Origin of the sequence: Shinella curvata (genome assembly GCF_022899935.1) — a bacterium.
Lineage (GTDB): Bacteria > Pseudomonadota > Alphaproteobacteria > Rhizobiales > Rhizobiaceae > Shinella > Shinella curvata.
Window position 1 is genome coordinate 1,030,999 of sequence record NZ_JALJCJ010000002.1, and the last position, 12,336, is coordinate 1,043,334.

Consider the following 12,336-nt stretch of genomic DNA (forward strand, 5'->3'; position numbering starts at 1 on the left):
TGAGCAACTGGGCTGGCTGGCATCCACGGTCAAGAACGAGAGCAAGACGCGCGCGCAACGCTTTATCGACGCCGGGCGGCCGCTTCCATTGGTCGAGATCGTCGGCGGCGACTATCTGCTCGAAGCGCTCCAGCAGCTCGGGCCGATCAGGAACACCGGCATGGGCCTGACGATCCCTGACTGGCAGGAGCTGGCGGCATTCGCCAACGCATGCGGCCTGGCGCTGGAGCCATGGGAATACCGCCTGATCCGCAGAATGTGCAGCGCCTACCTGCGGGAGTTCAATGCGGGGAAGGACCCCTTCTGCATCCCGCCTGTCGAGCGAGCGTCTACAGGATGAAGTCGCCCTTCACGAAGTCAACCACAGCGCCGACCTTGATGGAGAGGTCCACTTTCCCATCGCCGTTGATGTCGCCGTAGATGTAGGTCCCGTTCGACTTCTGCTCATAGCGCAACTCGCCGGCCTTCTTGTGGAAGTCGTTCTCACCGATGAATTTGAACGCCTGGTTCCCGGCGATCTTGGTGTTCGCGTCGATGCCAGCCAAATCGATTTTGTCGCCTTGTGTGCGGTTGAAGTCCTTGATGGTGTCGCGGCCATCCGATGACCCAGTAGAGTACTTGGCCTTTTCGAAAACAAACATATCCGCACCAGACCCACCGAACAGCCTGTCTGCGCCAGCCCCGCCAGACAGCCTATCGTTTCCAGCGTTGCCGTAGATCGTATCCGCGCCCTCGCGGCTAACGAGCAGATCGTTGCCACCGTGCCCTACCAGGATGTCATTCTCTGCGCTGCCGTATACCTTGTCATTTCCGGCCATAACTTGCTTGATGAGGTTTCGTTCGTCCCAAGTAGGGACGGTCTGAAGAACCTCAACGAGTTTCGTGACTGAGAGCGACAGGCCGCTAAGTGAAAGCTGAAGTTCACCACCGTAGGTCTCGGTTACGCTCTTGATCGTTCCACCCACAATGTACCCATCACCATTGGCCTTGAACCCGCTGCCCGCGATCGTCACCTTCGTACCGTACGCATATCCAACAACCTTTGTTGAAGTGAAGGTCACAATATCAGCAGATCCAAATTCCCCCGAAAAAGGACCAAAGCTGCTCATATCAAAAGCTGTGTCGCGGCCTACCTTGAGAACTATACCCATAGAATCCTCCTCTGGAAGGATTGCGACACTTAGATATGTCGGGTGTCCTTCCTAATCTCCGATTGATATCATGACGCGGCGTTATGTTCTGCTCAAGGGGAAAACAGTCGAGGGCTGCTTCAGTCGCGGGAGCATGATCAGATAAGGCGCACCGAAGAGCGCCTTATCCTATTCGGCGGCAGGTCTTATCAGGCTTCGGACAGTATCTACGTAGCCACCAGCGCCAGCATCTTTGAATTCCTGTTCGGTCACGTAGCCGTCGTTGATGCAAGTCGCGATGTAACCGCCTTTGTAGTCTTTCGTTTCGTTCTTTGAGAGGTCCATTATCATTTGCTTACAGGCAACGATAAGGGCCCGACGATCAGCGGCTGCCTTGGCTGCTTCCTGTTCCTGGGATCTCCGGTACTCCGAGAAAGCAAAATATCCGCCGCCAGCGATAACGACCACGCACGCCGTCGCGATCAGTCCCTTTAGCCAACCATCCATGCCGTAACCCTCCAAGTTGCCGCGACGATACTGCGCGATTCCACCAAAGGTAAAGCCATGACCGATTTCGCTACGCTTGTGCTCGCCGCCGATAGCCGTGGTCTCGTGACCGGAGAGCAGGCATTGGATAGGCTGGCAACGGCTGCGGAAAAGACCGAGCGGCGGACGGCCAAATCTCTCAGCGACGTCGGCAAGGCCGCCGAGCAAGTCGGTAAGCAGTCGGCTTTTGCGAGCCAGAACTCTCGCATGATGGCAATGCAACTATCTCAGGTCGCGCAACAGGCGAGCGCGACAGGGAATGTGTTGCAGGCCATTGCGATCCAGTTGCCCGACCTTGCACTCGGGTTCGGGCCCATCGGCATTGTCGCGGGTGCCGCCGCCGGCGCGGTTCTCGCATACTTCGCCTCTTACGAGGATGGCGGCGATGCGAACCAGATATTGAAAGAGCAAGAGGAACTGATCCGCCAGGTCGCCGATCGCTGGGGTGAGGCGGCGCCCGCGCTTCAGGCCTATATTGACACGTTGGATCGCGCTAAAACCGCTGCCGAGGATGCCGCTGCTCAACAGGTGTTCGCCGATGAGCAGTTTCGATCAGCGCGCGACGCGCTTCCTGATCTGATCGTTGGGTTCGACGATCTTACCTCCAAACTGAGGCTCGCCGGTGAGGAGCAAGAGAACATCGGTGAGCTCGAGAGAGCGTTTCAGGCGCTGCAAGAGGCTGTTGAAAGCAACAGTGATCCCACCGACGAACTTAAAAATCTACAAACGGCTCTTGCCGATGCCGCAAAGTCCTCTGGAATACCAGCGATCGATGCCTTCTCTAGCTCACTCTATAGCTTTGGGAACGCTGCATTGACAGCAGCCGGCAATGTGGAAACGCTCGTGAAACAGATGAGCGTTGCGCAAACCCTTTCCAGCATTCGAGGGCTTAACGCCCCACTGGGGTACGAGAACCCGAACATCCCGGATCCAAGCGTGGAAATCCCGACACCCGATCGGCGCCCTCTTATAGAGCTTGACGGGCTACCGGGCGAATTCGGCCGCAAAGGCCGCAAGGGCAGGAAAGGGGGCAAGACCCAGACGCAGCTTTACGATGACATCGTCGCCGCTGCGAACCGCCGCATCACCAGCCTGGAGGCAGAGAAGACCGCGATCGGCCTGACCGATGAAGCGGCCGCCAAGCTGCTCTATACCACCGATCTGTTCAACGACGCGCAGCAGAAGGGGATTGATCTCTCGGGACCGCAGCGCGAGCAATTGACCACGCTGGCCGAAACCATGGCCCGTGTCGAAGAGGAAACCCGCCAGGCCTCCGAGGCGATGGAGTTCCAGAAGGATGTCTTGCACGGCATCTTCGGCGATCTCCGCAACGCCCTCGATGACGGCAAGATCACCTGGGAGGAGTTCGGCGACATCGCCATGGGCGTTCTCGACAAGGTGATCGATAAGATCCAGGACGATCTTGTCGATGCCATCGTGAACATGAACAGCGGCACGTCCGGCGGCGGCGGGTTCCTGGGTGGGCTCTTCAGCCTCTTCGGTGGCGGTGGAGCGTCAGCCGACCCTTGGGCCGGGATGCGCGTCACCTCCTTTGACGGCGGCGGCTACACCGGCAAGCGTTCGCGCTCCGGCGGCATGGACGGGAAGGGCGGGTTCATGGCCCTCCTGCATCCCGACGAGACAGTCATCGACCACACGAAATCATCTGCCACCTCCAACTCCGCTGGCGAGGGCCGAACGGTCATCGAGGTGAGGATGTCGGCGGATATCGAGTCTCGCATCATGCAGAACACCGCGCGCAACACGGTCGAAATCGTGAAGCAAAACAATAAGAACCGCCAAGAAGCTTACACGAACGGTGATAACGCCTATGGCTAATCCGATCCTCCTCCCTGCCATCCCATGGGCTCAGGTCAGTCTTCGCCCGGTCAGCCCGGCCGATGTGAGCATGATGGAGGGGCGCCGCACGGAAATGGTGGCGAGCATGACGCCATATTGGGTGGCGTCCTATTCGACAGGTTCGTTGCTTCCGGTGCATTCCGGTCTTTTCGACGCCTTCGCCATGAAGGCCGACGCTCGCGGTGCGCCGTTCCTGGCATACGATCCATGGCGGCCGCGACCGATCGCGATGAACACCGGCTCGCCGCTCTCCGGCACGAAGGCTGGGGGCGGTGCGTTCACGGGGCAGGCGGTGCTTGACGAAATCATCGACAGCCGAAACGTCCAGATCTCGGGCCTTCCAGCATCGTTCAAGTTCTCGGCCGGCGACTATATCGAATTTCGCATGAGCCTACTGGTCCGGTCGCTTCACCTCGTCGTCGAGAATGCGACCGCCACCTCTGGCGGCGTTGCGACGCTGGAGATCATGTTCGGGCTCGACACCCAGAACTTTACCACCTCCGCCAGCGTCCACCTCGAAAAGCCGTCCGCTGTCATGATGATCGATCCGGGCAGCGTGGAGGCGCCGAAGTCGCTCGGGAACCGCGAAGCCTCGTTCTCCGCAACGGAGGTATTTTTCTCATGAGCGCGCTTGACCCCGCAGTCGAGGCTCTGATCGATGCCGGCCGCCTTGTCCGCCTCGACCTGATCCGCTTTGATCTTCCCGGCAAGTCCGTCGGCTACCACCGCGGCGGCCGGCCCTACACGCACAACGGTTTGGTCTACCTGCCGAACCGGTTCCTCGATATGGGCAGCATGACGAGCGCCGTCGGCGTTGCTGTTACCACACGCACCATCGTGTTCTCCAACATCCCCGTCGAGAACCCGGAAGACGCTATCTCGCAGATCGAAAGCTACAACTACCAGAACGCGCCGGTGATCATCGCCCACCTTGCGGGCGTGCCGGAGACGAGCGAGGTCGTCGGCATCCTCGCGTCGTCGATCTACGAGATTGACCAGGTGCGCTTTAACGAGGGCGCGGTCAACGGCGCCGAACGCTCGCTGACGCTCTCCATCGATCTTCAGCCGCCCGGCCGCTCGGCGCGCGGTTCCACCGGTGTGAAGCGGAGCCTTGCCGAGCAGAAGTTCGATAACGACCCGGACGATACGGGTCTCGAATACGTCGCCACGAACACATCAATCCCCGAGGAATGGGGACAGGTGCCAAGGTAACGCTCCCATGAACCGTTTTCGAAAAGTCGAGGCTACGCTGAACGCGGAGCTTGCGAAGCCGTATGCCTATGGCAACCCGGCGCAATCCGACTGCTTCTTCATGGGGCTGGCGCTCATCGACGCGCTGGAAGGGTCGCAACGCGCCCGGAAATATGCCGGCAGCTACAAGACGCTTGCCGGTGCGCAGCGTGCGCTTCGTCGCCGGGGGTATTCCTCGCTCGTATCGTTCTTCGCCGCCGAACTCGGCAAGCCGGTGCTTGGCGGCGCCGAAGCCCGTTGCGGCGACCTCGTTATCCTGCGCCTCCTCGACGGGGCAGAGCATGTCGGCGTGTGCCTCGGCACGCGGTTCCGCACCAAGACTCCTGACGGCGCGCGCGACTACGCGCTCGACACCGTTATCGCAGCCTTCCACATCGGGTAGTCCTGAATGGCGATCTTCACTGCTATCGGCACGGCTATTGCCGGCGCGCTTTTTGCCGGCTCCACGCTGGCCGCGTCTGTCATTGCCGGCGGTCTGGCTTTCGCGGCCCGGATCGGCCTGTCGTATCTCAATCGCCCGAAGAAGCGGTCGTATTCTGCCGTCCAGGCCGAGACGCAGTTCGGCGGCGATGTGCCGGTCGGCACGATCTTTGGCACGTCGAAGACCAAGGGCCAGCGGACGTTCTATGCGAAGTGGGGGCCGGGCAACAAATTCAATGCCGAGGTCTTCTTGCTGGCGAACGGCTGGTGCGACGGCCTGGAGCCCTATGTCTATTTCTACGGCCAGAAGCAGACGCTGGTCGAGCGCCCGATCATCGGCAACGAGGTGGCGCACTATGGCGTCGAGGGCTTCCTTGCCGGCGGCAATCACCTGTTCTCGATCCGCTTCTACGATGGGCGTCCTGACCAGCTCGTGGACCAGAAGCTCGTCGACGATAGCGCATCCCTCGGCCAGACGTGGAAATCGACCAGCGTCAATGCCGGCATCGCCTATGTCGTGGTGGAGCGCATCTTCAAGCCGGAGCAGTTCGACAAGGGTAAGCCCGATATCGAGTTCGTGCTGCGCGGCCTGCGCGAGTACGATCCACGCAAGGATACGACCGTTGCCGGCGGCTCCGGGTCGCAGCGGCTCGACGATCCCGCAACGTGGGTTCACACGCTCAATCCGGCCGTCCATCGGTTCAACTATCAGCTTGGCCTTCGCGCGCTGGTCTCCGGCCGCACGCTGATCGGCGAAGGCAAGAGCATCGGGCAGCTGGACCTTGCCACCTATTTCGTGGCGATGAACGTCTGTGACACGCTGCGCCTCGACGACAAGCCGACCTATCAGTGCTCGCTCGTCGTCGGTGGCGAGGACGATCATACCGAGATCCTGCGCGAGTTCGACGATGCGATGGCCGGGTACGGCCTGAACCGGCGCGGCCTGTCGGGCATCATTGCCGGTGCGCCGCAAATCCCGGTGATGGAAATCACTGCCGATGACATCCCGGCCGACCGGGCGAAGGAAGTGCAGTTCAGGAAAAGCGCGTTCGACCGGTCTATTCACACTTCCGGCCAAACAGTAGCCTAAGATGCTGAAAAGATTGATGAAAGCCGCTCCGTTTGGGGCGGCTTTCGTATTTGTGTGTGTTGATTTTGGATGTAGGTAAATCAAGCACTTAGTTAGCGTTCGTCGGGCTTTGCGGCTGCTCGACGCGACAACAATGCGACAACGCCGCGACAAGGAACCAACATGGATACGACTGAAAAAGCGGACCTCCTTTACGGGGTTCCGGCCATCTCTGCATACCTGAGCCTCACCGATCATCAGGTCTACAACCTCCACCGACGCAAGCTGCTCCCCACTTTCAAACTCGGGAAGATTGTTTGCTTGCGTCGCTCCGATGTCGGGCCGTGGCTTGACCGGCAAGCGCGTGCCGCTACCGAAGGCAGGGAGGGCGGCATCGATGACGCCGGTTGAAGAATTCCGCAAGTTCGTCGCGATACACCGAGAGTCCGGCAAGCGGCAGGCTGATCAGTTCTTTGCCGAGAACGGCGAGGCATTAGCCACGGCCGATGCCATCGAGGTCGAGAACCTGACCACGACCGCCGTGGGGCAGATCATTCTTGGCCTCGATATGTTTTTCGAAGAGAAGGGGCTTGCGAAGAATAGGGCGATCAACGACTGCCTGAAACGCGCCACGGTCGCCGGCTTCCTCCTGCGCCTGGCTGCGCTCTACACCGCCGACGGCGGGGAGGTGGGGCATGCCTGAGAAGCATATCGCCACCATCCCCAAAAACTCGACCGAGGAAATCCGCGTCACCCTCGGCAGCTTCAAGGGCCACGACCTGTTCAATGCCCGCGTTTGGTTCGAGGGTGAGGACGGCACCATGCGGCCGGGGAAGTCCGGTATCGCCTTCAAGCTCGACAAGCTGCCGGCATTCGCCGAAGCGGTTGCAGCCGCGCTTAAAGCGGCGGGAGGCGCCCATGGATAGCGCGCGCCGTATCGAGGCGGCTCGGTGGGTCCTCTGGGGCGACGACCGCGCCCCCATCGTTCAACAGGTCAAATCTAAATTCGAACTGACGGCTCTTGAGGCCTGCGAGGTCATCAAGAAAGCCAGCTTGATCAAAGCGAGGGCGACATGAGCAAGGCCGGGAAGTTCTCGATGGTCTCCCGCACCATCTGGCGGTCTGAACGGTTTCGCGCCTTGGAGAGCCACCGCGCGCAGTTGCTGTTTTTCTACTACCTGACCTGTGAGCATCAGAACGCCCTCGGCTGCTTCCGCCTGCCGGACGGCTACGCGATTTCGGATCTCGGCTGGACCCTGCAGGAGTATCAGGTTTCCAAGGCCGAATGCATCGGCGTCGGCCTGATCGACTGCGACGACGAGACCCAGGAAATCCTCGTCGTGAAGTGGCTAGAGAACAACCCGCCGCAGAATCAGAAACACCTCCAGGGGCTCATCAAGGCGAACCTCGCCATCGAGAGCGACGACTTCCGCAACAGGCTCGCCGACGTGCTCTGCGCGATGGCCGGACAAGTCCAGCCAAGCCCCGAACCTCGGAGACCCTATTGATAGGGTATCGATACCGTATCCGAACCCTACCGATACAAAGAGAAGGAAACAGAAACGGAAACGGATACGGAAACTGAGAAGAACACCGAAAAAGAAAATCAAAAAAAAACGTGAAACTGAAACTGCCGCATAGTCGCGGCTGACCTCCCCAGCCATAGACGGCGCAATCCAGGAAAATTGCCATGAAAAACGGAAGCGATAGCGCCGAGGGCGAAGCCATGTCCTCGCAAGCGAAATGGAACAACGCGCATCCTTTGGAGATGCTGGCGCACCAGTACGTGCGCTCGGCGCTGAAAAAGGGGCTCTTGAACAAGGAGCCATGCGAGGTTTGCGGAGCTGAGAACGTCGATGCCCATCACGACGACTACAGCCGGCCGGGTGTCGTCCGCTGGCTCTGCCGCCTACATCATCGCCACCACCACATGCAGGAGAAAGCCGTATGACCCGCCCCATCCTGACACCTGACGCCCTTGACGCGATGCTTGAGGGGAAATTGTTGTCCAAGCCTGAAAAACTTTGGGGGGCGCCGGCAATTGCGGTTGCTCTCGGTGTTTCCGAGGACACCGTGAGAGAATGGGCAAAGGATCCGGAAGTCCCGATCTATCGGCCGAAAGGGTATTTTGCCCGACGGAGTGAACTGGAAATATGGCTTAGGCGGAAACCCTAAACCCATCCATTCCGACGGCCAATTCTGGCGATGTGCGTGAACACTCTCGGACCTCCGATATGGCTGAAATCAAACGCCGCTCCGTCAAGGTGCGACAGGTCAATCGTGATGCCATCGACGGTGTAGGGACGCGCAAACCTTGCTTTGATTTTCCAGTGAGGCATTGCGATATCATGAGCCGGGGCACATCGCAGCATATAGGTCAGTGCAATGAACTGATCTTGCTCCGAAGCAATCGGGTCAGGCAGGGGGTGGCCCATATCAACACGAGCTGCATCAAGTGTCAGAGCGGCGATGCCGAACATGATCAATTCATGCTTCGATAGCCGGGCAATTTCGTCCGTGTCGCTGGCAGCCATACGAGCGGTGGTGGCGTCATCAAGCTCCATAAGGGCGTGTTCCAAGTACGTTGCCATAATTCCCCCGATCCGCCGATATTTTCCTAGTTTTCCCCAGTGGCGGTTCAAGGTGAATACTGCGCATATCCTGGTGAATGAGGATATGGCCTTTTTACCGCGCCGAAAAGAAAGCACTGACCGACGAGCAAATCCTTGAGATGCTTGGCACCGGCGCCCAGACGCATGCCGGGGTCGCGGTCTCCGCCGAAACGGCATTGCGGACACCGGCCGTTGCTGCCGCCGTGCGCACCATCTCCGAGGCCTGTGCCTCGCTCGCCGTCAAAGTGGTTTCAATCGCGGCCGACGGCACCGAGACGGAAGCCCCGAACCACGAAGCCGCAAAGCTCCTGAAGGGCGATGCGAACGACTGGCAGAGCGGGTTTGAGTTCATCCGCTCTATCGTCGTCGACGCCCTCTGCCGAGACCAGGGCGGCCTTGCCCGCGTCACGCGCTCCTCGGATGGCCGGCTCCTCGAAATCATCCGTCCGCGCCCCGGCTTCATCAACGTCGATTACCCGGATGACAGCCTCCAGCCCCGCTACCGCGTCAACGGCATCGTGCAGCCGGCCAGCGATATCATCCACCTTCGCGGCACCTTCGACAAAGCCCCGCTCACCCTTTGCCGCGAAGCCATCGGCGTTGCCGTCGTCATGGAGCGCCACGCCTCTCAGCTTTTCGGCCGTGGCGCCCGCCCTGGCGGTGCCGTCGAAATGCCGAAGGGTATCGGCGAGGACGCGATCAAGAAGGTCATCGCCGGCTGGAACAAGACGTTCGGTGACGGTGGCGGCGCCGGCAGGACCGCGTTCCTCTACGACGGCGCCACCTTCAAGCAGATGACGCTTTCCAGCGTCGATGCGCAGTTTCAGCAGCTCCGGCTTTTCCAGCTTCAGGAAATCGCGCGCGCCTTCAACATCCCGGCCAGCCTCATCGGCGATCTGACCCGCGCCACCTGGTCCAACTCAGCCGAGATGCAGCGCCAGTTCCTTCAGCTTTGCCTTGAGCCCTGGCTTCGCGCCCTCGAAAGCGCCCTCGGACGCGCGCTCTTCACCAAGGAAGAGAAGGGCAAGTTCGCCGTTCGCTTTGATCGCGACGACTTCACGAACGTGGATCTCACGGCGCGCGCCACCGCGATCAACAGCCTTGTCGCCTCCCGCGTCATCAACCCCAACACCGGCCGCGCTTGGCTCGACCTCCCGCCGTACGACGGAGGTGAGGAGTACGCGAACCCGAACACCGGCGCCAGCCAGCCGGGCGTGGGTCACAACGGCGGCCCGCCTCTCGACCGCGATGAAGGCGGCAACCCGAAAACCCCGAAGCCCGACGACGATAAGGACCAGACGGATGAACCTTGAAGACATCCAGGCCAACGTGATCGATCAGGATCGCGGCCGTAAGCTTGAAATCGTGGATCCTTGGGAGGGCAAGCCCACGGGGATGACACTGTGGATCGCCGGCCCGGATAGCGAGACGCAGCGCAAAGCCCGCATCGCCATGATGGACGAGCTTGCCGACCGCGCCGAGCCGGACGGAGCGATCAAAGCCGAGCACCGGGAAGCAGCCCGCTTGAACTGCCTCGCCAAGACGGTCCTGCGCTGGGAAGTCCAGCACGAAGGCTCTGATCTCGCTTTCAGTCACAAGAACGTCCTGCGCGTCTTGCGCGCCGCCGACTGGCTTCAGGCTCAGGTCGATGCGTTCGCCGGCGACCGCCGAAACTTCGCGCCGGAGGGGCTGTGATGGACCGGCTGTTCTTCGAAACCAAGATGATCGCCGACGACGCCGGCCTCGTCTCCGGCATCGCGTGGAAGTTCGGCACGCCTGACCGCGTTGGCGACTGGATCGAGCCAGGCGCCTTCAAGGGTGCTTCCATGCCGATCCCCATGCTTTTCGGCCACGACATGAATGATCCCATCGGCACCTGGGACGTGGCGACCGAGAAATCGGACGGCCTGCACCTGACCGGCAAGCTCCTCGTCGACGAGGTAAGCCGCGCGCGCGAAGTTCGCGCCCTGGTCAAGTCCGGCGCGGTCAAGGGCATCTCAATCGGCTTCATCACTAAGAAAGCCGCGGCCCGCACTGGCGGCGGCCGCATGATCAAGGCCCTCGAATTTCTGGAAGCGTCCCTTGTGACGATCCCCATGCATCCCGGCGCGAAAGTCACGTCGGCGAAATCGGCAGTCCAGGCGATATCGATCGCCGCTGCCATCAACCGCGCGGCAGCGCAAATCGGAAGGAACTGACATGCACCATGTCACGAAACGCGCGCTGCTCAACAGCGTGGCCATTGAGCGAAAGGGCGAGGAAGACGATCCGGTATCCATCGTCACCAAGTCGCTCGAGGATCTTCAGAAGACCGTGGACGAGCGGCTGAAGAAGGTGGAGGGCGGCGCCGAAATCAAGGCGCTTATGGACCGCATCGACGAATTCGAGAAGAAGGCGAACCGCCCCGGCTCGAAGACGACGGCAGAGGAGCAGCAGGAGATCGAGCGCAAGGCTCTGTCCTCCTATCTCCGCTCCAACAGCTCGGCAGCGATCGAGGAGGCCGGCGGCTCATTCGAGGTGAAGGCGGCATCCTCCGACAATGACGCTTCGGGCGGCTATTTCGTCCTGCCGACCGTGGACCTGTCCATCCGCACGCTGATGACCGACCTGTCACCGCTGCGCGGCCTGGCTGAAGTCGTCAGCATCTCCACCGACAAGTACGAGCGCTTCTATTCGCTCGGCAAGCGCGGTGCGCAGCGCGTCTCGGAACGCGACGACCGTCCGCAGGACACGGCTCGCCCCGAACTGATCAAGCACAGCTATCCGGTGGGTGAATACTACGCCGCCCCGGCTGCAACCCGGCATCTGCTCGACGACGCCGCCACCGACATTGCTTCCTGGCTCGTGAACAACGCCACCCATGACTTTGCCGAGACCGAGGGCGAGGACTTCCTTCGCTATACCGGTGTCGATGGCTTCCCGCGCGGCCTCCTCGATTACGGCACCACGAACGAGAAAGATTTCGTCCGCGCTTGGGGTAAGCACCAGTACGTGCCGGCCGGTCATGCTTCGGCACCGACCGATACGCAGCTCGTTGCGGCCGTGATCAAGCTGGTTGCCGCGCTGCGCAAGCCCTACAAAGGCAACGCCAAGTTCCTGATGAACAGCAATACGGCAGTGCGCCTCCGGGCTATCGTCGATGAAGTTGGCCGCCGCCTTTGGGCGCCGACGGGCAACCTCATCGAAGGCGTCGAGCACCCGCTGCTTGGCTACTCCGTCGAGATCGACGAGGGCATGCCCGATATCGCGGCCGGCGAGCACCCCATCGCCTTCGGCGACTTCCGCCAGGGCTATGTGATCGTCGATCGCCAAGGCGTCCGCATCAACCGCGACGAACTCACCCAGAAGGGCCGGATCATCTTCGACGTCTATAAGCGCGTCGGCGGCGGTGCCGGCGACTTCAACGCGATCAAGTTCCTCAAGGTCGCAGCGAGCTAAGGAGCCCCAT

General features: G+C 60.9%; 19 protein-coding genes and 1 pseudogene. 17 read left to right on the forward strand and 3 right to left on the reverse strand.

Going from position 1 to position 12,336, the window contains the following annotated elements; all coding sequences use genetic code 11:
• Nucleotides 1-88: 88 nt before the first annotated feature.
• Nucleotides 89-340, forward strand: a complete 252-nt coding sequence (locus MUU55_RS11255) for a hypothetical protein (protein ID WP_244760819.1) — start codon at nt 89-91, stop codon at nt 338-340.
• Here MUU55_RS11255 and MUU55_RS11260 read toward each other — a convergent pair.
• Together MUU55_RS11260 and MUU55_RS11265 are read right to left on the reverse strand one after the other, a co-directional pair.
• Nucleotides 330-1,151, reverse strand: coding sequence for a calcium-binding protein (locus tag MUU55_RS11260; RefSeq protein WP_244760820.1), 822 nt, complete (start codon nt 1,149-1,151; stop codon nt 330-332). The two genes, MUU55_RS11255 and MUU55_RS11260, sit on opposite strands and share 11 nt — an antisense overlap.
• A 168-nt stretch (nt 1,152-1,319) precedes the next feature.
• The gene (locus MUU55_RS11265) at nt 1,320-1,637 is read right to left on the reverse strand and encodes a hypothetical protein (RefSeq protein ID WP_244760821.1); all 318 of its coding nucleotides are present in this window, start codon (nt 1,635-1,637) and stop codon (nt 1,320-1,322) included.
• 57 nt (nt 1,638-1,694) lie between these two features.
• On the opposite strand from MUU55_RS11265, the gene MUU55_RS11270 reads away from it, so the two are divergent.
• The 12 genes and pseudogenes from MUU55_RS11270 (at nt 1,695) to MUU55_RS11325 (ending at nt 8,451) form a co-directional block, all read left to right on the forward strand.
• Nucleotides 1,695-3,515, forward strand: a complete 1,821-nt coding sequence (locus tag MUU55_RS11270; RefSeq protein WP_244760822.1) for a hypothetical protein — start codon at nt 1,695-1,697, stop codon at nt 3,513-3,515.
• Entirely contained in the window at nt 3,508-4,161 is a 654-nt protein-coding gene (locus tag MUU55_RS11275; protein ID WP_244760823.1) for a hypothetical protein, read from the forward strand. The genes MUU55_RS11270 and MUU55_RS11275 overlap by 8 nt, the downstream gene beginning before the upstream one ends.
• Nucleotides 4,158-4,748: a DUF2163 domain-containing protein gene (locus tag MUU55_RS11280; RefSeq protein WP_244760824.1), complete on the forward strand. Its 591-nt coding sequence runs from the start codon at nt 4,158-4,160 to the stop codon at nt 4,746-4,748. Before MUU55_RS11275 ends, MUU55_RS11280 begins: the two co-directional genes overlap by 4 nt.
• A gap of 7 nt (nt 4,749-4,755) precedes the next feature.
• Entirely contained in the window at nt 4,756-5,169 is a 414-nt protein-coding gene (locus MUU55_RS11285) for a DUF6950 family protein (RefSeq protein WP_244760825.1), read from the forward strand.
• 6 nt (nt 5,170-5,175) lie between these two features.
• Nucleotides 5,176-6,285 (forward strand): annotated as a pseudogene (locus MUU55_RS11290) (phage tail protein); the annotation flags it as partial.
• A gap of 174 nt (nt 6,286-6,459) precedes the next feature.
• Nucleotides 6,460-6,687, forward strand: coding sequence for a DNA-binding protein (locus MUU55_RS11295; RefSeq protein ID WP_244760827.1), 228 nt, complete (start codon nt 6,460-6,462; stop codon nt 6,685-6,687).
• Nucleotides 6,674-6,979, forward strand: coding sequence for a hypothetical protein (locus MUU55_RS11300; protein WP_244760828.1), 306 nt, complete (start codon nt 6,674-6,676; stop codon nt 6,977-6,979). The genes MUU55_RS11295 and MUU55_RS11300 overlap by 14 nt, the downstream gene beginning before the upstream one ends.
• A complete protein-coding gene (locus MUU55_RS11305; protein WP_244760829.1) occupies nt 6,972-7,202 on the forward strand; it encodes a transcriptional coactivator p15/PC4 family protein in 231 nt (76 codons plus the stop codon). The genes MUU55_RS11300 and MUU55_RS11305 overlap by 8 nt, the downstream gene beginning before the upstream one ends.
• Nucleotides 7,195-7,353, forward strand: a complete 159-nt coding sequence (locus tag MUU55_RS11310; protein ID WP_244760830.1) for a hypothetical protein — start codon at nt 7,195-7,197, stop codon at nt 7,351-7,353. Before MUU55_RS11305 ends, MUU55_RS11310 begins: the two co-directional genes overlap by 8 nt.
• The gene (locus tag MUU55_RS11315; RefSeq protein ID WP_244760831.1) at nt 7,350-7,784 is read left to right on the forward strand and encodes a hypothetical protein; all 435 of its coding nucleotides are present in this window, start codon (nt 7,350-7,352) and stop codon (nt 7,782-7,784) included. Before MUU55_RS11310 ends, MUU55_RS11315 begins: the two co-directional genes overlap by 4 nt.
• 182 nt (nt 7,785-7,966) lie before the next feature.
• Nucleotides 7,967-8,227: a hypothetical protein gene (locus tag MUU55_RS11320; RefSeq protein ID WP_244760832.1), complete on the forward strand. Its 261-nt coding sequence runs from the start codon at nt 7,967-7,969 to the stop codon at nt 8,225-8,227.
• Nucleotides 8,224-8,451 carry a MerR family transcriptional regulator gene (locus tag MUU55_RS11325; protein ID WP_244760833.1) on the forward strand — a complete coding sequence of 76 codons (228 nt, stop codon included), beginning with the start codon at nt 8,224-8,226 and terminating at the stop codon, nt 8,449-8,451. The genes MUU55_RS11320 and MUU55_RS11325 overlap by 4 nt, the downstream gene beginning before the upstream one ends.
• On the opposite strand, the gene MUU55_RS11330 is transcribed toward MUU55_RS11325, so the two are convergent.
• Nucleotides 8,448-8,840, reverse strand: a complete 393-nt coding sequence (locus MUU55_RS11330) for a hypothetical protein (RefSeq protein ID WP_244760834.1) — start codon at nt 8,838-8,840, stop codon at nt 8,448-8,450. The two genes, MUU55_RS11325 and MUU55_RS11330, sit on opposite strands and share 4 nt — an antisense overlap.
• Nucleotides 8,841-9,007: 167 nt before the next feature.
• On the opposite strand from MUU55_RS11330, the gene MUU55_RS11335 reads away from it, so the two are divergent.
• From MUU55_RS11335 to MUU55_RS11350, 4 genes are read left to right on the forward strand one after another with little or no spacing between them, the layout of a single operon-like run.
• Nucleotides 9,008-10,201, forward strand: coding sequence for a phage portal protein (locus tag MUU55_RS11335; protein WP_244760835.1), 1,194 nt, complete (start codon nt 9,008-9,010; stop codon nt 10,199-10,201).
• Nucleotides 10,191-10,583 carry a hypothetical protein gene (locus tag MUU55_RS11340; protein ID WP_244760836.1) on the forward strand — a complete coding sequence of 131 codons (393 nt, stop codon included), beginning with the start codon at nt 10,191-10,193 and terminating at the stop codon, nt 10,581-10,583. The genes MUU55_RS11335 and MUU55_RS11340 overlap by 11 nt, the downstream gene beginning before the upstream one ends.
• Nucleotides 10,583-11,086: an HK97 family phage prohead protease gene (locus tag MUU55_RS11345; RefSeq protein ID WP_244760837.1), complete on the forward strand. Its 504-nt coding sequence runs from the start codon at nt 10,583-10,585 to the stop codon at nt 11,084-11,086. Before MUU55_RS11340 ends, MUU55_RS11345 begins: the two co-directional genes overlap by 1 nt.
• A gap of 1 nt (nt 11,087) precedes the next feature.
• The gene (locus MUU55_RS11350; RefSeq protein ID WP_244760838.1) at nt 11,088-12,326 is read left to right on the forward strand and encodes a phage major capsid protein; all 1,239 of its coding nucleotides are present in this window, start codon (nt 11,088-11,090) and stop codon (nt 12,324-12,326) included.
• Nucleotides 12,327-12,336 lie beyond the last annotated feature (10 nt).